The following is a 20,537-nucleotide window of genomic DNA, read 5'->3' as shown; positions in this document are numbered from 1 at the left end:
CGGGCGACCTCATGGCGCGGCGCCCCGGCGCGCGGCACGCTAGCCCATATGACCGCACCCGAACCCGCCGCCTCCCGGCCGGCCGACGACGATCGTCCGCCACCGGCCCGCCTGGCCTACGACGCGCACACCTGGAAGGAGATCGCCCATCTCCTGGCGAACCTTCCGCTGACGCTGATCGGCTTCGTCTACGTCATGACCGTGCTGCTCGTGAGCGGCGCGCTGACGATCACCGTGATCGGCTTCCCGCTGCTGGCGCTGGCCCTGATGGGCGCGCGGCTGATGGGACGGTTCGAACGGGCCCGGGCGCGGGCGCTGCTGGGGGTGCGGGTGGACGAGCCGAGCCGGCTGCCGCTGCATCGCGCGGACGGTGTCTTCGGCCGGGTGTGGATGGTGCTGAAGGACTCGGTGGCGTGGCGGACGGCGCTGTACGACCTGGTCCGGCTGCCGTGGGGCATCGTCACGTTCGTGGTGACGCTGACCTCGCTGTTCGTACTGTGGCCGGTGCTGCCGTTCCTGGCGCGCGGGATGAGCAACGTGGACCGGGCGCTGGTGCGCGGGCTGCTGTCGCCGTCGGACGAGCTGGAGCGCCGTATCGCGGAGCTGGAGTCGGACCGCGGGGTGGTCGTCGACACGGCCGCGGCCGATCTGCGGCGTATCGAGCGGGATCTGCACGACGGGGCCCAAGCCCGGCTGGTGAACCTGGCGATGGGTCTCGGGCTGGCGAAGGAGAAGCTGCTGGAGGGCCAGGCCGACGAGCACGTGGCCGCGATGGTCGACGAGGCGCACGGCGAGGTGAAGCTGGCGCTGCAGGAACTGCGGGACCTGGCGCGCGGCATCCATCCGGCGGTCCTGACCGACCGGGGGCTGGACGCGGCGCTGTCGTCGGTGGCCTCCCGGTGCACGGTGCCGGTGAAGGTGACCGCCGAACTGTCCTCGCGGCCGGCCGCCGCGATCGAGGGCATCGCCTACTTCACGGTGTCCGAGCTGCTGCAGAACATCAGCAAGCACAGCGGTGCCAGGTCGGCCACGGTGGAGGTGTGGCGGTCGGACGACCGGCTGCTGATCCAGGTGTGGGACGACGGCCGGGGCGGCGCGTCACCGGACCGCGGCACCGGGATGCGGGGGCTGGCGGAGCGGCTGGACGCCGTGGACGGCCTGTTCGTCGTCGACTCGCCGCCCGGCGGCCCGACCACGGTCACGGCGGAACTGCCGTGGCGCGACCGGTCGGAGGACGACCGCTCCTGAGGCCCATGCGTGGCGGGAGGGCGGCCGCCCTGAGGCACATGCGTGGCGCGAGGACGCGGCGCATGCCTGGCGGGAGGGCGGCCGCTCCTGAGGTGGGGAAAACCCCCCGTCCAGGACGCCGACGGCCTCCATGGTCCGCCGACCTGCGACGCAGCACGCTGGATGCAAGGACACAGGGCGTGCAGCCGGACGGGCCGCGAGCAGAAACGGACGGACAGTCATGGCCATGGAGTACCAAGAGCACTACCGGCCGGGATACGACGACGGCACCCGGCGCCACCGCATGCCGGCGGCGCTGCGGGCGCCGTTCGAGGGGCGCAGCTGGCGGGAGCTGGGATATGTGCTGCTGGGCCTGCCGATCGGGATCGTGCTGTTCGTCTTCGCGGTCACGATGGTCTCGCTCGGGGCGGGGCTGCTGGTGACGTTCCTCGGCGTCCCGGTGCTGGCCGCGGCGCTCGCCGGCTGCCGGGGCCTCGGCTCGCTGGAACGGGCGCGGGCGCGCGGGCTGCTCGGCCTGGAGGTGGCCGATCCGGAGCCGCTGCGGGCCCGTAAGAACAGCCTGATGGGCTGGATCGGGGCCGTCCTCAAGAGCGGCGCGTCCTGGCGGCACCTGCTGTACGCGGTGCTGCAGTTCCCGTGGGCGGTGTTCTCCTTCTGCGTGGCACTGACGTTCTGGGCGTACGGCTGGGCGATGCTGACGTACCCGCTGTGGTTCTGGGTCTTCCCGATGTACACCGGGCAGGGCGGCCTGCAGCTGTACGGCGACGCGCACCACCGGATCTACCTCGACAACCCGTTCGAGATCACCGTGACGGTGCTGGTGGGAGCGTTGTTCACGATGGCCACGCCGTGGATCGTGCGGGCGCTGACGACGGTGGACCGGCTGCTGGTGCACGGGCTGCTCGGGCCGTCGAAGCTGGGCGCGCGGGTCGTGGAGCTGGAGTCGGACCGCGGGGCCGTCGTGGACACGGCGGCGGCGGACCTGCGGCGCATCGAGCGGGATCTGCACGACGGGGCGCAGGCGCGGCTGGTCAACCTGGCGATGGATCTGGGGCTGGCGAAGGAGAAGCTGCGGGAGGACCCGCGGGCGGCCGCGCGGATGGTGGACGAGGCGCACCGCGAGGTGAAGACGGCGCTGCAGGAACTGCGGGACCTGGCGCGCGGCATCCATCCGGCGGTGCTGACCGATCGCGGGCTGGACGCGGCGCTGTCCGCGGTGGCCTCCCGGTCCGCGGTGCCGGTGCGCGTCGAGGTCGACCTGCCGTCGCGGCCGGCCGCCGCGATCGAGGGCATCGCCTACTTCACGGTCTGCGAGCTGCTGCAGAACGTCAGCAAGCACAGCGGGGCGAAGTCCGCCACGGTGGATGTGTGGTGTTCCGACGACCGGCTGCTGATCCAGGTCACGGACGACGGGGCCGGCGGCGCGGACCCCGCCCACGGCTCCGGCCTCACCGGCCTGACCGAACGCCTCGACGCGGTCGACGGCATCCTCGTCATCGACTCCCCACCGGCGGGCCCGACCCGCATCACAGCGGAACTCCCTTGGCGAACCCACTGAGGGAAGACGACGCCCCGACCGGCCGGGGTGAAGGCTGCCCCCTCCCGGAACCGGGCCGGCTCAGGCCCCCGGACCGGCTCAGGGCGTCGGCCGGCCCCTGAGCCGCTGGGCCGGCTCCCGGATACCGGCCGGGCCCCAGCCGCCCGGCGCCGGCCCCAGGACCACTGGTTCGCGGCCGTCGGGGCCGCGGATCGCAGCGCGACTCGGCCCGGAGGCCGGGCGGCCGAGGCCGCGGCCCGGTCGAGGGAGGCCACCAGGGCTGCGAGCGCCGCGGGAGCCGTCGCGGCCGTCGGCCGGCCCGGCTTCCCTGTTCCGGCCCCGGGACACACGGCCGCTGGAACGCCCTCGCGTTCCGGCCCGGCCCCGGGGCACTGTCCGCCGGGACCCCCGTCCGCCCTGGGGGCCCGGCCGCCCTGGCCGCCGAGCCGTCCCGCGCCTCTGCACCACCCCTGTGCGACGCCCAGCCGCCCTGGGAGACCGTCCCCCAACCGCCGAGCCGCCCCGCGCCTCTGCACCACCCCTGGGCCACGCCCGGCCTGAAAGGGGCCTCCGTCCGAACGGCCCGGGTCATGTCGGCCGCCCACGACCGCAGAGCCGCCCCCGCGGTCCAGCCCCGGGCACTGTCCGCCGGGATGCCCCTGCCCACCCTGGGGGCCGGCCCGCCCACGACCGCCGAGCCACCCCCCGCCCCCTGCACCACCCCTGAGCGCCCCCCGGCCGCCCTGGGGACCTGGCCACCCACGACCGCCGAGCCACCCCCGCACCCCCCTGCACCACCCCTGCTGTCGGGCCACCCCCGCGCCCCCCCTGCACCACCACCTGCGCACCACCTGAGCCACCCCCTGGGGCCCCCTGCGCACCACCCCTGAGCCACCCCCCGCCCCCAACCACCCCACCCCTCCCCCCACCCCCCTCCCCGGCCGGAATCCGATATCCGGGGCCCCTCTTCGACCTGCCGTGGCCGCCGATCGGTGTCGTTGGTGGAATGCTGGGCCTGTTGTCGCGCAGTGTGGGGGGAACAGCGTCGTGGAGGTCAGAGTGCGGGTGGTCATCGCCGAGGACTCGGTGCTGCTGCGGGAGGGGCTGACGCGGCTGCTCACCGACCGCGGGCACGATGTCGTCGCCGGCGTGGGAGACGCCGAGGCGCTGGTGAAGACCATCGCCGAGCTGGACGCGGAGGGCGCGCTGCCCGACGTCGTCGTCGCGGACGTACGGATGCCGCCCACCCATACCGACGAAGGCGTACGGGCGGCCGTACAGCTGCGCAAGGCGCATCCCGGGCTCGGGGTGCTGGTGCTGTCGCAGTACGTCGAGGAGCGGTACGCCACCGAGCTGCTGGCCGGTTCGAGCCGCGGCGTCGGTTATCTGCTCAAGGACCGCGTGGCCGAGGTGCGCGAGTTCGTGGACGCGGTGGTGCGCGTCGCCGAGGGCGGTACGGCCCTCGACCCCGAGGTCGTCGCCCAGTTGCTGGGCCGCTCCCGCAAGCAGGACGTCCTCGCCGGGCTCACTCCGAGGGAGCGGGAGGTCCTCGGACTGATGGCCGAGGGGCGTACGAATTCGGCCATCGCCAAACAGCTCGTCGTCAGCGACGGCGCCGTGGAGAAGCACGTCAGCAACATCTTCCTCAAGCTCGGCCTGTCCCCGAGTGGGGGCGATCACCGCCGGGTGCTCGCCGTGCTGACGTATCTGAACTCCTGAGCGGCCCGCCGGGACAGTGCCGCACGCGGGGGAACCCGGACCGGTGACGAGCACGGCTCGCGGCGGCTGCTGGCGGTCGAGTGACCACCATGCGAAAAGTCAAGGGAAGGCGACCCTTACAGACGTAGGGTTGATCCTGGGAGAGCCCGTGGGAGGGCCGCTCCCGACAGCCGCCTCGAGGGAGGTCCAGTTCAGTGACCAGTCAGGTCAGCAGCCCAGCGGAGCATCCAGCGGAGCAGGCCGACACCACCGTCGTAGGAGAGCAGCGCAGACCGGCCGGAGGGAAGGACGTCCGCCGGCTGGACCGGGTCATCATCCGGTTCGCGGGGGACTCGGGTGACGGCATGCAGCTCACGGGCGACCGCTTCACCTCGGAGACCGCGTCGTTCGGCAACGACCTCTCCACCCTGCCGAACTTCCCCGCCGAGATCCGCGCGCCCGCCGGCACCCTCCCGGGTGTCTCCAGCTTCCAGCTCCACTTCGCCGACCACGACATCCTCACCCCGGGCGACGCGCCGAACGTGCTGGTGGCGATGAACCCGGCCGCCCTGAAGGCGAACATCGGCGACATGCCGCGCGGCGCGGAGATCATCGTCAACACCGACGAGTTCACCAAGCGGGCCATGCAGAAGGTGGGCTACGACTCCAACCCGCTGGACGACGGCTCGCTGGACGGGTTCAGCCTGCACCCGGTGCCGCTGACCACGCTGACGGTGGAGGCGCTGAAGGAGTTCGACCTCTCCCGCAAGGAGGCCGAGCGCAGCAAGAACATGTTCGCGCTGGGGCTGCTGTCGTGGATGTACCACCGGCCGACCGAGGGCACCGAGAAGTTCCTGCGCACCAAGTTCGCGAAGAAGCCGGAGATCGCCGAGGCGAACATCACCGCCTACCGGGCGGGCTGGAACTTCGGTGAGACGACGGAGGACTTCGCGGTCTCCTACGAGGTCGCGCCGGCGGCGAAGGCGTTCCCGCCCGGGCTGTACCGCAACATCTCCGGCAACCTGGCCCTCGCCTACGGCCTGATCAGCGCCTCCCGCCAGGCCGACCTTCCGCTGTTCCTCGGCTCGTATCCGATCACGCCGGCCTCGGACATCCTGCACGAGCTGAGCCGGCACAAGAACTTCGGTGTGCGCACCTTCCAGGCCGAGGACGAGATCGCCGGCATCGGCGCCGCACTGGGCGCGGCGTTCGGCGGCTCGCTGGCGGTCACCACCACCTCCGGCCCCGGTGTGGCGCTGAAGTCGGAGACGATCGGTCTGGCGGTCTCGCTGGAGCTGCCACTGCTGATCGTGGACATCCAGCGCGGCGGCCCCTCCACCGGTCTGCCGACGAAGACCGAGCAGGCGGACCTGCTGCAGGCGATGTACGGCCGCAACGGCGAGGCGCCGGTGCCGGTCGTCGCGCCGAGGACGCCCGCGGACTGTTTCGACGCCGCGCTGGAGGCCGCGCGGATCGCGCTGACCTACCGGACGCCCGTCTTCCTGCTGTCGGACGGCTATCTGGCCAACGGCAGCGAGCCGTGGCGCATCCCCGAGGTGGACGACCTGCCTGACCTGCGGGTGCAGTTCGCGCAGGGCCCGAACCACACCCTGGACAACGGCACCGAGGTCTTCTGGCCCTACAAGCGCGACCCGCACACCCTGGCCCGGCCGTGGGCGGTGCCGGGCACGCCGGGTCTCGAGCATCGCATCGGCGGGATCGAGAAGCAGGACGGCTCCGGCAACATCTCCTACGACCCGGCCAACCACGACTTCATGGTCCGCACCCGGCAGGCGAAGGTCGACGGCATCGAGGTCCCGGAGCTTCAGGTCGACGACCCGCAGCAGGCGCGCACCCTGGTGCTGGGCTGGGGATCGACGTACGGGCCGATCACGGCGGCGGTACGGCGGCTGCGGACGGCCGGCGAGGCGATCGCCCAGGCGCACCTGCGTCACCTCAACCCGTTCCCGCGCAACCTCGGCGAGGTCCTCGGCTCGTACGACAAGGTCGTGATCCCCGAGATGAACCTCGGCCAGCTCGCCACCCTGATCCGGGCGAAGTACCTCGTCGACGCCCTTTCGCACACCCAGGTCAACGGCATGCCGTTCAAGGCGGAGAGGCTCGCCGCGGCGCTGAAGGAGGCCATCCATGACTGACGCCGACACGCTGCTTCAGCTGGTCCCCAAGGCCGAGGCCAAGCAGACGATGAAGGACTTCAAGTCGGACCAGGAGGTGCGCTGGTGCCCGGGCTGCGGTGACTACGCGATCCTGGCGGCGGTGCAGGGGTTCATGCCCGAGCTGGGGCTGGCCCGCGAGAACATCGTCTTCGTGTCCGGCATCGGCTGCTCCTCCCGTTTCCCGTACTACATGAACACCTACGGGATGCACTCCATCCACGGCCGTGCCCCGGCCATCGCCACGGGCCTCGCGACCTCGCGCCGGGACCTGAGCGTGTGGGTCGTCACCGGTGACGGCGACGCGCTGTCCATCGGCGGCAACCACCTGATCCACGCCCTGCGCCGCAACGTCAACCTGAAGATCCTGCTGTTCAACAACCGGATCTACGGTCTGACCAAGGGCCAGTACAGCCCGACCTCCGAGATCGGCAAGATCACCAAGTCGACGCCGATGGGCTCGCTGGACGCTCCCTTCAACCCGGTGTCCCTGGCACTCGGCGCGGAGGCCTCCTTCGTCGCCCGCACCATCGACTCCGACCGCAAGCACCTCACGGAGGTCCTGCGGCAGGCGGCCGCCCACCCGGGCACCGCGCTGATCGAGATCTACCAGAACTGCAACATCTTCAACGACGGCGCCTTCGACGCCCTCAAGGACCAGCAGCAGGCCGCCGAGGCCCTGATCCGCCTGGAGCACGGGCAGCCCATCCGGTTCGGCGCCGACGGCGGCCGCGGGGTCGTACGGGACGCGCGAAGCGGTGATCTGCGGGTGGTGGACGTGACGCCTCAGAACGAGGCCGACGTCCTCGTCCACGACGCCCACGCCGCCTCTCCCACCACGGCCTTCGCGCTGTCCCGGCTCGCCGACCCGGACACCCTGCACCACACCCCGATCGGCGTGCTCCGCTCCGTCGACCGGCCGGTCTACGACACGCTCATGGCCGACCAGCTCGACACCGCGGTCGAACAGCGCGGCAAGGGCGACCTCGCCGCGCTCCTCGCCGGCGGCGACACCTGGACGGTCGTCGGCTGACGCCGCCTTCCCTCACGAGGCCCGGGACGAGGAGCTGTCCCGGGCCTCGTCGTATGCCCGGCGGGCCCGTTCCACGTCCGGCATGCGCTGTTCGGTCCACGCCGTGAGCGCCCGCACCCCTTCGGCGGCCTCCCGGCCCAGGGCCGTCAGGGAGTAGTCGACGCGGGGCGGGATGACCGGCTTGGCGTCACGGTGGACCAGGCCGTCGCGTTCGAGGGTCTGCAGGGTCTGGGTGAGCATCTTCTCGCTGACGGCCCGGCCGACGCGGCTCACCTCGCGGCGCAGCTCGCTGAACCGGTAGGAGCGCTCCAGCAGCGCGATCAGGACGAGCACGCCCCAGCGGCTGGTGACGTGCTCCAGGACGAGCCGGTAGGGACACATCGCCTCGGCGTCGCCGCCCACTCCACTTACTGTCATGCCAGTACCTTACTTCAAAGTGGGTACTTTCCAGAAGTTAGCGCACTCCGTAGGGTGGGTGTCAGACACGGAGAACGGACACCCCGAGGAGTGCACCCCATGAGCATCGTCATCACCGGAGCCACCGGAAAGCTCGGCCGCCACGTCGTGGAGCAGTTGCTGGAAAAGGTCCCGGCCGAGCAGGTCACCGCCGTCGTGCGCACCCCGGAGAAGGCCGCCGGCCTCGCCGAGCGCGGCGTGCGCCTCGCGGTCGCCGACTACAACGCCCCCGAGACCTTCGACGGCCTGTTCGCGGCCGGCGACAAGGTGCTGCTGATCTCCGGCAGCGAGGTCGACAAGGGCCGCGCCGCCCAGCACCAGGTCGTCATCGACGCCGCGAAGGCCGCCGGCGTCGCCCTGCTCGCCTACACCAGCGCCCCGGGCAGCCTCACCGCCGCGCTCGCCGACGACCACCGGGCCACCGAGGAGGCGCTGCTCGCCTCCGGCCTGCCCTACGTGCTGCTGCGCAACGGCTGGTACCACGAGAACTACACGGAGAACCTCGCCCCGGTCCTGGAGCACCGCGCCGTCGTCGCCGCGGCCGGCGAGGGCCGCGTGTCCTCGGCCTCGCGCGCCGACTACGCGGCCGCCGCCGTCGCCGTACTGACCGGCGAGGGGCACGAGAACCAGACGTACGAGCTGGGCGGCGACACCGCGTGGAGCTTCGCCGAGTACGCGGCCGAGCTGAGCCGGCAGACCGGCGAGGAGATCGTCTACAACGCGGTCACCCCTGAGGCGCTCACCGGCATCCTGACCGGCGCCGGGCTGCCCGAACCGCTCGCCGCGGTCTTCGCCGGGGTCGACGTCTCCATCGAGAAGGGCGAGCTGGAGGTCACCACCGGCGACCTGTCCCGGCTGGCCGGCCGCCCGACCACACCGCTCGCCGAGGCGATCGCCGCCGCGCTGAAGGGCTGAGCGTCCCGCCCCCACCCCGCCCGCCACACCCGCCCGCCGCACCCCGCCCGCGCTGTCGCGCAGGAGAGCCGAGCTTCTCATCCGCCCGCCCTGTCATGACCGTATGGCGATACGGACATGACAGGGCGGGCGGCGTGGCGCTACCTTCGTGACGGCATGTGCGGAGGCGAAGGAGGAGCCCGTGGGCGGGACGTCGAAGGGTGAGCAGCGCGTAGGTCTGCTGAACGGCTTCGCGGCGTATGGGATGTGGGGGCTGTTCCCGCTCTTCTTCCCTCTGCTGGAGCCCGCCGGCGCCGGTGAGGTGCTCGCCCACCGGATGATGTGGTCCTTCGTCGTCGTCGCATCGGTGCTGCTCGTCATGCGGCGTTGGCGCTGGGCCGGTGAGCTGCTGCGGCAGCCGCGCCGGCTGGGTCTCGTCGCGGTCGCCGCGGGCGTCATCAGCGTCAACTGGGGCGTCTACATCTGGGCCGTGAACAGCGGCCATGTCGTCGAGGCGTCGCTCGGCTACTTCATCAACCCGCTCGTCACGATCGCCATGGGCGTACTACTGCTGGGCGAGCGGCTGCGGCCCGCGCAGTGGGCCGCCGTCGGCGTCGGCCTGGCCGCCGTGATCGTCCTCACCGTCGGCTACGGCCGCCCGCCGTGGATCTCCCTGATCCTCGCCTTCTCCTTCGCCACCTACGGCCTGATGAAGAAGAAGGTGAACCTCGGCGGCGTGGAGTCGCTGGCCGCCGAGACCGCGATCCAGTTCCTGCCCGCGCTCGGGTATCTGCTGTGGCTGAGCGCGCAGGGCCACTCGACGTTCACCGCCGAGGGCGCGGGCCACACCGCGCTGCTCGTCTCCACCGGCGTGGTCACCGCGATCCCGCTGGTCTGCTTCGGCGCGGCCGCGATCCGCGTGCCGCTGTCCACGCTGGGGCTGCTGCAGTACCTCGCCCCGGTCTTCCAGTTCCTGTGCGGAGTCCTGTACTTCCACGAGGCCATGCCGGCCGAGCGCTGGGCCGGCTTCGCCCTCGTCTGGCTGGCGCTGATCCTCCTCACCGCCGACAGCCTCCGCACGGCCCGCCGCGCGGCCCGCCTCCGGGCGACCCTCGGAGCCGCGGTGACGGAACCCGCGGCGACCGGCCTCGCGGCCATCGAGTCCCCGTCCACCGGGACACCGGCGCCGACGCCTCGCGTGGAGGCGTAGTCCGGGCTACGACGCCGGGCGCGCCGCGTTCTGGATACGGCGCCGGGCGCGCCCGCGTCCCGGATACGGCACCGGGCGCTCAGCCGGACGGGCTGCGGGCGCCGGGCTCTCAGCCGGACGGGCGGCGGGCGCCGTCGCCGTCCTGGTGGGCGTGGCCCCGGACGGCCCCGTCGCGGCCGGCCCGGGAGCGGTGGGCGCGGACCTTCTCCCGGTTGCCGCAGTGCTCCATCGCGCACCAGCGGCGGCGGCCCGGGCGGGAGGTGTCGACGAAGAGCAGGTAGCAGTCGTGGGCCCCGCACTCGCGGACGCGGTCCGCGTACGGGCCGCTGAACAGGTCGATCGCGTCGCGGGCGAGGGTGGACAGCAGCTGTGTGCCGGTCGCGCCGGGCGCCCAGGCACGGGTGCCGTCCGGGGCGAGGCGGGACACCAGTGACGGCCGCGCGGCCGCCTCGTTGAGCGTCGCCACCAGGTCAGCGCGCATCGCGCGTCCGTGCGCACGGTCGGCGGTGAGCAGGAACAGCGCGTCGCGCACGTCACGGACGCGGGCCAGCTCGGCGTGCGTGACACGCAGGTCGAGGCCCTGCGGGAGGCGGCTGCGGGCGGCCCAGGCGGCCAGGTCGGCGGGGGCGTGCAGCACCTCGTACCGCGCGAAGGCGCCGGGCCCGCCGGTCGTGAGCAGCTCCAGACACAGCGCGCCGGGGTCGAAGCGGTAGGGGCGGCCGTCGTGCGTGTGCAGGATCAGTCCGCTGGGGCCGCCGGGACGGGCGGAAAGGCCGGCCGGCCCCGGCGATTCCGTTGCGCGCTCGCTCATGTAACCATTATTACTGGTTACATGACCACGACGGCACCCGCTCCGGTGCACTTCAAGATCGTCATCGACGCCGCCGATCCGCACACGCAGGCCGACTTCTGGGCCGCCGCGCTGCACTACGAGATCGAGGACAACGCCGCGCTCATCGAGCAACTGCTCGCCGCCGGCGCGCTGCCGGGCGCGGCCACCGTGGAGTTCCACGGCCGACCCGCCTTCCGGGACCTGATCGCCGTACGGCACCCGCAGGACCCCTACGACCCGCGCAGCGGCACCGGGCTGGGGCGGCGGCTGCTGTTCCAGCGGGTGCCGGAGCCGAAGACCGTGAAGAACCGGCTCCATCTCGACCTGCATCCGGGCGAGGGACGGCGCGCGGACGAGGTGGAGCGGCTGAAGGGGCTCGGGGCGAGCGTGCTGCGGGAGGTGAAGGAGCCGAGCGGTCAGTGGGTGGTGATGGCGGACCCGGAGGGCAACGAGTTCTGCGTGCACTGAGCGTGGAGCTGCCGCGCGGGCCCGGTGAATGATCCGGTCTGCGAACAGCCCGGCGCCCGTCTCGACAGCGTGACCGCCGGAGCCGGCATCGACGACAACGGCTCCGGCTCCGCCGCGCTCCTGGAGACCGCGCTCGCCGTGGCCCGGCCCGGCTGCCACCCGGCCCAGCACCCGCCCAGCACCCGCGCTTCGCCTGGTGGGGTGCGGAGGAGCTGGGCACGGCCGGCTCGCGGTCCTTGAGTGGGCCGGCTCTCCTCGGCCGACCGCGCCCGCATTGGGGGGCGGGCTGTTCAGCGGCGCCGACCACATCAAGACGCCGGCCCAGGCCGCCAAGGGGGGCGGCACGGCGTGGGAGACCTTCGACCGCTGCTACCGCTCGTCGTGCGACACGACGGCCAACATCGACGACACGGCGCTGGACCACGACAGCGACGCCATCGCGTACGCGGTGTGGACGCTGTCGTCGTGACGGCCCGCTGAGGGACCGTCAACCTCCGTCAGCTGCCGTCAACCTCCGTCAGCCGCTGCCGGCGGCCCGTGCGGTGAGGCGGTCCATGCGGGCGCGGGCCGACCGGATCAGCTCGTCGTCGTCGGCGGCGGGGCCGTCCCCCGCGGCGAGCTCGGCCCACAGCGCGATCAGCTCGCCGCCCAGGGTGAGCCCCTGCCGCGGGTCGCGCACCGCCCGCCAGGCGGTCGCCGCGCTCTGCACATTGCCGTAGGCGGCCTCCGGGTCCTGCTGGCGGCGGCGCGCGCGGGCCAGGCCCAGGGAGAGGTGACAGGCGCGGGCCGGTTCGCCGGACAGATAGGCGATGTAGGCGGACAGCTCGCCGAGCCACATCACCTCGGGATGGTCCGGACCCAGTTGTTCCGCCTGCGCCGCCGCGTGATCGGCCAGGTGGGCGGCTTCGTCTATCCGCCCGCCGCGCACCGCTTCGCTGATCCGGGCCAGCGGTTCGGCGAAGTGCGACGGTCCGCCCGGCGCCCCACCGGTGTCGGTGTCGGTGTCGGTGTCGTCCGCGAGGACGGCCTCAGCGACGGCATCGAAGCCGGTGGGCGGGGCGGGCGGCGCGTCGGCGACCTGCGACGCCTGCGTCCGGGAGGCCGGCCGACCCCCGTGCACCGGCGCAGACCGCTCGGGCCCGGGCAACGGCGCCGGCCGCTCGGGTACGGGCGTCGGCGTCGGCATGGGCGTCGGCACCGGCTCGCCGGGCGTCGGCATCGGTGCGGCCCGCTCGGGCCCCGCCGTCGGCGCCGGCCGCTGGGGTTCGGGCATCGGCGTCGGCCGCTCGGGACCGGGTGTCGCTGACGGCTGCTGCGGCGCCCGGACCTCGGCCGTCAGGCGGCTCGATCCGTCCAGGTTCACCTCGAGGGGAATGACCCGGCCCACGCGCTCGTCGTGGACCATCACCCGCAGGGGGTGGCCCGCGGCCAGGGCCATGTGGTGGAGCCGGGCCAGGACCGTGCGCTGGATCTCCTCGCCGTCCACCGCCGCGACCGGCATGCCGCCGATGAAGGCCCCACCGCCTCCCGGCCCCGGGGGCGGCACCCGGACCTCGATCGGCGCAGCCACCGACCCGTCGGCCAGGAGCTCCGCGGACGCGCGCCCATCCCTTCGCCCCCGGCTGAACCGAGACATGTCGCTCCCTCACTCGCTGGGCCGGTTCGGATCGGCCGGCCCCTCCCTGCCGTCGAGTGTCCCGCCCTTTGCCGGAGCACGCGTCACCGCGGCGTCACAGCATCGTCGCAGACGCGGGGCCGGAGGTCTCACCTGCGATGAACGGGGGCCGGCGGGGCGCCCGCGGCACCCCGGCCCGGCACGCCCGGCGCGCCCGGCGCGCCCGGCACGCCCGGCGCGCCCGGTGCGGCCCTGCGGGACTGCGCCCCGACCGTCTCGGCCCGCACGGACGACAGCGCCTGCGCGTGGGCCGGCGTCACCACCGAGCGCAGCCTGGCCGCCACCGCCGAAGGCATGCGCGCGCCTCGGCTCACATCACCCGCGACCTCGGAGCGGAGCAGGCCGATCCGGGCCAGGTGCGCGCGCTGGAGGTCCGGCGGAAGCGCGTCGACGTGTGCCTGCGTGACCGCACGGACGGTGGCGGGATGCGTGGAGATCGGCGCCGTACCCCGGGCGGGCACGCGTCGCGGGTCGAGACCGGCCGAGCGCAGGGCGGCCGCCTCGGCCCGGGCTCCGGACGCCTCGACGCCGGCGAGCCGCCCCGCTCGCTCGTCCGTGCCACGGCCGGGGGCAGCGTGCCGCGCGGGCCGCGCCCTGCGCCAACTCACGATCCCGGTCACCTCGTTGACGTACACCTCCGTGCGCGGGCGCCGTGGGGAGCGGCGCTCGGCCGCCTTCCCGCGGAGGCGGTCCTGCTCCGGCTGCGGCTGCGCCTGCCCTCGCCCCCGCCCCCGCCCGGCGGGGAGTTCACCCTCCCTGGGCATGGGCACCCCCGGTGGTTCCGTGGCCGGACGCGGCGCGAGCGCGTTCGGCGAGGCGTCCCATCCGGGCGCGCGCCGCCTCCAGCTGGGTCGGGTCGGCCGCGGCGGGACCGCCCTCGGCGGCCATCTCGCTCCACAGGGCGATCAGTTCCTCGCCGCGGGCCAGTCCCTGCGCCGGGTCCCGCAGGGCGCGCCAGGCAGCGGCCGCGCCCTGGACGTTGGCGAACGCCCGCTCGTCGCCGCGTTGTCTGCGGATCCTCGCGACCTCCATCGACAGGGCGAAGGAACGCGGCGCGTCCCCGGCCAAGTAAGCGATGTAGGCCGCGAGTTCGCGCAGCTGAAGCACCTCGGCGTGCTCCGCGCCCAGGGCCTCGGTGGCGGTGCCCATGGTCTGCTCCGCCATCGCCGCGGCGGACTCGATCCGGCCCATGCTCACCGCCTCGTTGATCCGGCGGACGGGTTCGGCGAGGAGGGAGGGCACGGTGGCGCCGGCGGGTGGAGCGGACGCCGGGGGCCGGACGGGGTCCGCGGACTGCGCGGAGACGGACGGCACGGAGACGGACGGCACGGCGGAGGGGGCGGCGGTCGCCTCCACGGAGGGGGCGTCGTCGTCCGCCGGGGCCCGCTCGGACGCCGTAGCCGGGGCCGCGTCCGGATCCGGTACGGCTCGCAGGAATCGCGTCGTCCGGTCCCGCACCTGCGGCGGTACGGCGGCGAGCGGCGCGGCCTGCGGCGCGGCCTGCGGTGCGGCCTGCGGTGCGGGCGCCGGGACGGCGTCCGCCCCCGGCGCCCCGGGGGCGTGCCCGGGCGTCTGCGCCGGGGACACCGGGGCACCCTCCGCCCGGCCCGCCCGCGCATACGTCACCGGGCTTCCGGCGAGGGGCACCGGCTCGCCCGCGAACGTGCTCGATCCGTCCGCCGCGACCAGGATGGGCGTGGTGTACCCGATCCGTTCGTCGTCGACCCGCGCCGCGACCGGGTGGCCGGTGGCGAGCACCAGACGGTGCAGATAGTCCAGCACCGCCTCCTGGGGGCTCTCCCCGGCCACACCGACGACCGGCAGTCCGCCCACCGTGGTGGTGCCGTCGGCCGAGACGTGCACGTCGATCGGTTTCAGGTCGAACCCGGACGGCTGCTCCTGCCCAGGCCGGTTCTTCCGCCGCTTGTTCTCACCGCGACTGAATCTGGACATCGGTTTCCTCACTGGGCGGACGGGGCGGACGGCGCTCCGGACGACGACGGGCCGGCGCTCGGCGGGGTCGCGGCTTCGACGACGGTCGCGTCGTCCACGCGCCACGGCTCGCCGACGGCCGTACGGACCAGCTTGACGTAGGTGTTGAGCCGCGGGCCCGGGCCGGTCCAGCCGTCCCGGCCGTGTGCGGTGCCGGACACGACGAGGGAGCGGTAGGCGATGGTCTCGCTGTCGCGCGGCGCGTCGTCCTCCAGTTCGCTGCCGACGGTCACCGTGGTCCAGGCGTGGTGGCGGGCCCAGGTGTTCCACTGGGCTCCGGGGCCGCTGGCCGGCCGGTAGTCGCGTTCGGCGGCGATCCGGCGCTCCGTGAGCCATCGAGCGGCTCGCAGGACCGCGTCATGGGGGCTCGTGTCGTACTTGGTGTCGTAACCGTACGTCACCTCGGCCCATGCCGTGGAGACGGCGGTGGCGTCGTTGTCGTCGATCACGCCCGGGGTCGGCACATGGGCGTCGGGGCCCAGCGGCCGGCCGGCCGGCACGGGAGCCTTGGGCGTGAAGGCCGGCTGTGGCGCCGCCGAACCGCCCTGTCCAGCCGGGTCGTCACGCTGGTCGGGCAGCCCGCACCCCGACAGCAGAGTGAGACCGGTGACCGCCGTGAGCAGCAGCGACACACACCGGCGACGCCCGGCCTGTGCGGTGGGTGTCCTCATCACGCCTCCCCTTCCCCGTTGCGTCACTTGAGCCCCAGCCAGGGTGCCGGGTCCACGTACTGCCCGTCCTGCATGACCTCGAAGTGGGCGTGCGGGCCGGTGGAGTAACCGGTGGAACCCACCGCTCCGACCTGCTGGCCGACCTGCACATGCTGTCCGACGGAGACGTTGATGGCCGACATGTGGTTGTACGTGGTGGAGATCTGCCTGCCGTCGATGGTGCCGTGCGAGATCACCACGCGGTTGCCGTAGCCGTTGGACCAGCCGGCGAACGTCACCACGCCGTCCCGGGCCGCCAGGAACGGGGTACCGGCCGCGGCGCCGAAGTCGGTGCCGGTGTGCAGCTTGTAGACGTGCAGGATCGGGTGCATGCGCATGCCGAACGGTGAGGTGATCGGCGGGTTGCCGCGCAGCGGCATGGCCAGCTTCTGCCCCGGCGGGACCTGGCCCGGCGGATCGTCGACCGACTCGTACTTGGGTATGAGCGACTTGATGCTGGCGACGTAGGACCGCGTCTCCGAGTAGGCCGGCATGCCGCCGTACTTCAGCACGGCTCCCGGCCCCGCGTTGTACGCGGCCAGGGCCAGGTCGAGGGTCTCACCGGACGCCAGGCCCCGCCTCTTGTACCCCTCGACGTCCTCGGCGAGCGAGCAGTCGTAGCGGCCCTGCGCCATGATCGCGTCCCCCGGGTCGTAGGGCGAGGCCCGCCCGTTGCCGTCGTCGTCCCGGCCCCAGGTGACCCAGGTGCCCGGCATGAACTGGGACAGCCCGAGGGCGCCCACGGGGGACACCGCGTAGGGGTTCCAGTTGGACTCGGCCTCGATCTGAGCGGCGACGACGGCCGGTTTGATGACGTCGCACTGGGCGCCGGACTTGAGGATCCAGGGAACGTACTCGGGTTTCACCGTCCCGTTCTTGAGGCCTCCGCCCACCGCTCTTCCGACGGCCTCGGCATCGTCGTTGCCGCTGACCCCGACCATCATGATCACCGGCAGCAGGACCGCGGCGACCGCACCGCCGATCACCCAGCCCGCGGCCCCTCCCCCGTTCTTGCCCATCCGCTCCCCTCGGCTTCAAGTAGTGCTTCTGCGCGCCTCATTGAGTGTCCCCGGCCCCCGGTCTCCCGTGCGTAACCACCTCGTCACAAACTCGCCCCGACGCCTCACGGACGGTTACCTGACACCGCATCACCAGCGATAATCAGACTGCAAGGCTGTCAAGCGCGGCAAACGGGGGACGAGTTGACGCTGCAGGGGAGTCCGGTGGGCGGCCCGGAGATCTGGATCCGCGGCCCCGTCACCACACCCTCCCAACCGGTTCAGCCGGACGCTTCCGTGCAAGTGAGCGGTCTGGCACGCCCGTTGGTATGGGTGGCCGCCCATGGGGGCGCCGGCGCCTCCACGCTGTCGGCGGTCTTCGGCGGGATCGACGGCGGTCGCCACTGGCCGCGACCGGAGCAGGGCGAGCCGGACGCGGTGGTGCTGGTGGCCCGTACGCACGCCGCCGGACTGCAGGCCGTGTCGCGTGCTCTGGACCTGTTCCGGCGCGGCGAGCAACCGCCCGGGGTGGAGTTGCTCGCCGTCGCCCTGGTCGCGGACGCGCCGGTGCGGCTGCCGCGGGCGCTGCAGCAGCGGGTCAAGGTGATCGGCTCGGTGATCCGGGTCCACCGGGTGCCCTGGGTGCCCGCCTGGCGCACCGGGGACCTCACCGTCCCCCCGCCGCGGGAGACGTCCCCACTGGCCGCGCTGGCCGCCGCACCGCCGGCTCGAGACCCACAGGCGAGGAGCGACCGATGAACGCCGCAGTGACGGTGGCCGGCCTGGCGTACAACCCGCCGGGCTCGGTCACGGGCCCCCTGAACCAGGTCCTCGGCTACATCGCCTGGCTCGTCACCGCCGCCGGGGTGGCCGGGATGATGATCGTCGGCACCCGGATGGCCGTGGCGCTGAAGACCGGCGACGCCGAGGAGCACCTCAAGGAGTACCTCATCGTGCTCGGGGCGTGCGTCGTCGCGGCCTGCGCGGGACCCATCGTCCAGTTCGTCGGCCTGGACTTCTGGAACACCAACTCCTGACCACGGCAGGGCACTTGCGTCGCGGCGACCCCTTCCTCTGTCACGAACACGTCACCGAGTGATGGAGGATCCCTACGCACGGTTCCCGGAGCCCGCTCGGCGCGTCAGGATCTCGAAGCCCGTACGACACACACCTTTTCCGACACGCACGCACGACCCCGGCCAGCCGGCCGGACCAATCGGGGAGAACTCATGATTCACGCGCTTGCCGCCAAGACCGCCCACGCCTACGTGCTCGCGGGCGCCGGTGTTCCCGAGCCCACCCGCAACGCCCCGGGCGAGCTCACCACCAAGGTGAACACCGTCCTCGGCCTGCTCGCGTGGGTGGGCACCGCGGCGGGCGTCGCCGGCGTCCTGATCACCGGCGCGATGATGGCGATCTCGATGCGCCGCGGCGAGGGTTCGGAGCACATGGGCCGGCTCGGCATGGTCCTCGGCGGCTGCGTCCTGGTGGCCACCGCAGGCCCCGTCGTCACCTTCGTCTTCGGCTGATCCGCCCGGCCGCCCGACGGACTCAACGGAAGGGAAGTCACACCCATGATGAACTCCGGCCGGCCCCGCGGGGGCAGCGGAGAGTGGGAGCAGCCGTTCTGGCAACAGCGGGGCTGGATTCTGTCGGCCGGGTTCCTGCTGGTCCTCGTCGTCCTCGGCGGCTTCACGCTGATGACCCGCGGCGACGACGGGGCGCCGCACGCGTCCGGCCCGGCGCCTTCCAGCCCGGGCAGCGGGCAGGGCGAGGGCGGCGGGCAGGGCACGGGCGGCGGGGGCCGCGGCGAGGACGACCGGCCCGCCGGCTGCCGGACCGACGACAGCGACCAGGCCAAGCCGACGGCGCCGCCGAAGGACTTCTCGTGGAAGGCCGACGGCACCGGGCTCGTACCCGTGTCGAGGACGGCGGGACCGCTCACGTACGACGGACCGGTCTGGTCCTGCTACGCACACACGCCGATGGGGTCGGTGCTCGCCGCGCAGGCCATCACCGACCACTTCAACTACCCGGGCTGGCAGGAGGTCATGGAGCGGCAGGTCGTCCCGGGTCCGGGGCGGGACGCGCTGATCGCCAGCCGCTCCAAGGAGCCGGACAAGCCGGTCTCCGGTGAGGCCGACGCCGGCGGCTACGCGGGCTTCACGGTCCTGTCGTACACCAAGGAGCAGGCCACGGTGATGATCCTGGTGCGCGTCAACGCCACGGCGTACGGCTCCGGTTCGCTGACCGTGCGCTGGCAGGACGGCGACTGGAAACTCGTGCCCGACCCGGACGGCTCGGTGTACTCCGGCATGTCCCAGGTGAGCGGCACGGACGGCTTCGTCACTTGGAAGGCATGACGTGTGCGACTGGAAGCTCTACACCTGTATCGGGGACGTCGTCCAAGGCGGCGGTGAGGCGCTCGCCGAGGGAGGCGTCAAGGCCTTCGCCAAGGCCATCGGCAACGCGACGTCGGAGACGCTGCAGTCCCTCAACGGCGTCTGGATGAACATCAAGCCCGGCGATCCGACGCAGCCGACCACCGACATCCACGGCGTGACCAGCTGGCTGGTCGGCTATGTGGCCGTGGCCTGCCTGCTCATCGCCGCGGCCAAGATGGCGCTCGACCGAAGAGGCCAGCCCATGAAGCAGGCCTTCCTGGGGATGTGGAAGGTGCTCCTCGTCGGCGGTCTCGCCGTGCCGGTGGTGCAGGCCCTCAACGCCGCGTCCGACGCGTACGCCACGGACGTCTACGCGAAATCCAACCTCGGCGGGCAGGCGGACGAGATCCTGGGCGTGATGGAGCTCAGCTCGCCCGGCCTCGTCCTCGTCTTCGGTCTCCTCGTCATCCTGTCGTCCTTCGTGCAGATCTGCCTGATGTACATCCGCATCGGTGTGCTGATCATGCTCGTGGGCACGCTCCCGCTGGCCGCCGTGTCCTCCATGACCGGCTGGGGCGAGGGCTGGTGGAAGAAGCACACCGGCTGGCTGGCGGCCTGGATCCTGTACAAACCCGCGGCGGCGCTGATCATCTACTCCGCCACCGCCATGACCAAGAACACCAAGGACCTGAACCAGGTCATCGCCGGTATGGGCATGCTCATCCTGTCCGTCTTCGCCCTGCCCGCCCTGCTGAAACTGATCGTGCCGGCCACCGCCGCCCTCGGCAGCACCTCCGGCGGCACGGTCATGCTCAACGCCGTCAACAACCTCGCCAGCGGCGCCGTCAGCATCGCCTCCGGCGGGGTCGGCGGCGGAGGCGGCGGAGGCGGGGGCGGAGCCGGCGCGCCGGGCCCGAAGGGCTCTCCGTCCGAGGGCGGCGCCGCTCCGGCCGCCGCCCCGGCCCCCACGGCGGGCGCCGGCGGCGCGGGCAGCTCCGGTTCCGCGGGCGCGGCGGGCGGCGCGGCCGCCGGCGCCGCCACCGGCGGAGCCGCCGTCGCCGTACAGGCCGCCGCGGTCGTCGCGCAGACCACGGTCGCCGCGGCCAGCGAGGTGGCCAACTCCCTGGACGACAACGACGGGATGAAGGGCCACAACCAGTAGGCCACCCGCATCCTTGGCCGCCGCCGGTGGCCGGGTGCCCTGCCCGGCACCCGGCCACGGCGGCCC

Annotated in this window: 20 protein-coding genes and 1 pseudogene; 14 read left to right on the top strand and 7 right to left on the bottom strand. The window is 73.2% G+C overall.

Annotated elements, in window-relative coordinates:
• Positions 1–48: 48 nt before the first annotated feature.
• The 5 genes from AC0B9F_RS21105 to AC0B9F_RS21085 all read left to right on the top strand — a co-directional run bounded on the left by AC0B9F_RS21105 (position 49) and on the right by AC0B9F_RS21085 (position 7,690).
• Positions 49–1,248 (top strand): sensor histidine kinase, encoded by a 1,200-nt coding sequence (locus tag AC0B9F_RS21105; RefSeq protein WP_472004810.1) that lies wholly within the window; start codon positions 49–51, stop codon positions 1,246–1,248.
• Between the two features lie 220 nt (positions 1,249–1,468).
• Positions 1,469–2,806: a sensor histidine kinase gene (locus AC0B9F_RS21100; RefSeq protein WP_472004808.1), complete on the top strand. Its 1,338-nt coding sequence runs from the start codon at positions 1,469–1,471 to the stop codon at positions 2,804–2,806.
• A 1,038-nt stretch (positions 2,807–3,844) separates the two neighbouring features.
• Positions 3,845–4,504: a LuxR C-terminal-related transcriptional regulator gene (locus AC0B9F_RS21095; RefSeq protein WP_472005315.1), complete on the top strand. Its 660-nt coding sequence runs from the start codon at positions 3,845–3,847 to the stop codon at positions 4,502–4,504.
• A 194-nt stretch (positions 4,505–4,698) separates the two neighbouring features.
• The gene (locus AC0B9F_RS21090; protein WP_472004805.1) at positions 4,699–6,639 is read left to right on the top strand and encodes a 2-oxoacid:acceptor oxidoreductase subunit alpha; all 1,941 of its coding nucleotides are present in this window, start codon (positions 4,699–4,701) and stop codon (positions 6,637–6,639) included.
• On the top strand, positions 6,632–7,690 hold the full coding sequence (locus tag AC0B9F_RS21085) for a 2-oxoacid:ferredoxin oxidoreductase subunit beta (RefSeq protein WP_472004802.1): 1,059 nt from the start codon (positions 6,632–6,634) through the stop codon (positions 7,688–7,690). Before AC0B9F_RS21090 ends, AC0B9F_RS21085 begins: the two co-directional genes overlap by 8 nt.
• A gap of 12 nt (positions 7,691–7,702) precedes the next feature.
• On the opposite strand, the gene AC0B9F_RS21080 is transcribed toward AC0B9F_RS21085, so the two are convergent.
• Positions 7,703–8,107 carry a winged helix-turn-helix transcriptional regulator gene (locus AC0B9F_RS21080; protein WP_472004799.1) on the bottom strand — a complete coding sequence of 135 codons (405 nt, stop codon included), beginning with the start codon at positions 8,105–8,107 and terminating at the stop codon, positions 7,703–7,705.
• Positions 8,108–8,206: 99 nt separating this feature from the next.
• Between AC0B9F_RS21080 and AC0B9F_RS21075 the strand changes: the two genes are divergently transcribed.
• Both AC0B9F_RS21075 and rarD read left to right on the top strand, forming a co-directional pair.
• Positions 8,207–9,061, top strand: coding sequence for an SDR family oxidoreductase (locus AC0B9F_RS21075; protein WP_472004797.1), 855 nt, complete (start codon positions 8,207–8,209; stop codon positions 9,059–9,061).
• Between the two features lie 181 nt (positions 9,062–9,242).
• A complete protein-coding gene (gene rarD, locus AC0B9F_RS21070) occupies positions 9,243–10,250 on the top strand; it encodes an EamA family transporter RarD (protein WP_472004795.1) in 1,008 nt (335 codons plus the stop codon).
• Between the two features lie 109 nt (positions 10,251–10,359).
• On the opposite strand, the gene AC0B9F_RS21065 is transcribed toward rarD, so the two are convergent.
• Positions 10,360–11,061 (bottom strand): CGNR zinc finger domain-containing protein, encoded by a 702-nt coding sequence (locus AC0B9F_RS21065; RefSeq protein ID WP_472004793.1) that lies wholly within the window; start codon positions 11,059–11,061, stop codon positions 10,360–10,362.
• 21 nt (positions 11,062–11,082) lie between these two features.
• Between AC0B9F_RS21065 and AC0B9F_RS21060 the strand changes: the two genes are divergently transcribed.
• Together AC0B9F_RS21060 and AC0B9F_RS21055 are read left to right on the top strand one after the other, a co-directional pair.
• On the top strand, positions 11,083–11,550 hold the full coding sequence (locus tag AC0B9F_RS21060; protein ID WP_472004791.1) for a VOC family protein: 468 nt from the start codon (positions 11,083–11,085) through the stop codon (positions 11,548–11,550).
• Between the two features lie 51 nt (positions 11,551–11,601).
• Positions 11,602–12,019: pseudogene (locus AC0B9F_RS21055) on the top strand (M28 family peptidase); the annotation flags it as partial.
• 48 nt (positions 12,020–12,067) lie between these two features.
• On the opposite strand, the gene AC0B9F_RS21050 reads toward AC0B9F_RS21055, so the two are convergent.
• The 5 genes from AC0B9F_RS21050 to AC0B9F_RS21030 form a co-directional block, all read right to left on the bottom strand.
• Complete coding sequence (locus tag AC0B9F_RS21050) at positions 12,068–13,051, bottom strand: tetratricopeptide repeat protein (RefSeq protein WP_472004789.1); 984 nt, start codon at positions 13,049–13,051, stop codon at positions 12,068–12,070.
• Positions 13,052–13,314: 263 nt separating this feature from the next.
• Entirely contained in the window at positions 13,315–13,989 is a 675-nt protein-coding gene (locus AC0B9F_RS21045) for a hypothetical protein (RefSeq protein ID WP_472004786.1), read from the bottom strand.
• Entirely contained in the window at positions 13,973–15,178 is a 1,206-nt protein-coding gene (locus tag AC0B9F_RS21040; protein WP_472004784.1) for a tetratricopeptide repeat protein, read from the bottom strand. Before AC0B9F_RS21040 ends, AC0B9F_RS21045 begins: the two co-directional genes overlap by 17 nt.
• A gap of 8 nt (positions 15,179–15,186) precedes the next feature.
• A complete protein-coding gene (locus tag AC0B9F_RS21035) occupies positions 15,187–15,888 on the bottom strand; it encodes a hypothetical protein (RefSeq protein WP_472004781.1) in 702 nt (233 codons plus the stop codon).
• Between the two features lie 23 nt (positions 15,889–15,911).
• Complete coding sequence (locus tag AC0B9F_RS21030) at positions 15,912–16,946, bottom strand: peptidoglycan DD-metalloendopeptidase family protein (RefSeq protein ID WP_472004779.1); 1,035 nt, start codon at positions 16,944–16,946, stop codon at positions 15,912–15,914.
• 282 nt (positions 16,947–17,228) lie between these two features.
• Here AC0B9F_RS21030 and AC0B9F_RS21025 point away from each other — a divergent pair, with 282 nt between their 5' ends.
• From AC0B9F_RS21025 to AC0B9F_RS21005, 5 genes are all read left to right on the top strand, one after another.
• Positions 17,229–17,684 carry a DUF6668 family protein gene (locus tag AC0B9F_RS21025; RefSeq protein ID WP_472004776.1) on the top strand — a complete coding sequence of 152 codons (456 nt, stop codon included), beginning with the start codon at positions 17,229–17,231 and terminating at the stop codon, positions 17,682–17,684.
• Positions 17,681–17,962: a hypothetical protein gene (locus tag AC0B9F_RS21020; protein WP_472004775.1), complete on the top strand. Its 282-nt coding sequence runs from the start codon at positions 17,681–17,683 to the stop codon at positions 17,960–17,962. The genes AC0B9F_RS21025 and AC0B9F_RS21020 overlap by 4 nt, the downstream gene beginning before the upstream one ends.
• Positions 17,963–18,154: 192 nt before the next feature.
• A complete protein-coding gene (locus AC0B9F_RS21015) occupies positions 18,155–18,454 on the top strand; it encodes a hypothetical protein (protein WP_472004773.1) in 300 nt (99 codons plus the stop codon).
• 45 nt (positions 18,455–18,499) lie between these two features.
• On the top strand, positions 18,500–19,288 hold the full coding sequence (locus AC0B9F_RS21010; RefSeq protein ID WP_472004771.1) for a DUF8175 domain-containg protein: 789 nt from the start codon (positions 18,500–18,502) through the stop codon (positions 19,286–19,288).
• Between the two features lies 1 nt (position 19,289).
• Positions 19,290–20,471 (top strand): hypothetical protein, encoded by a 1,182-nt coding sequence (locus AC0B9F_RS21005; RefSeq protein ID WP_472004769.1) that lies wholly within the window; start codon positions 19,290–19,292, stop codon positions 20,469–20,471.
• Positions 20,472–20,537: the final 66 nt, after the last annotated feature.

Source organism: Streptomyces sp. NPDC097129 (assembly GCF_055668065.1).
The sequence above is the reverse complement of the archived record's forward strand: the minus strand, read 5'-3'. Positions and strand labels throughout refer to the sequence as shown.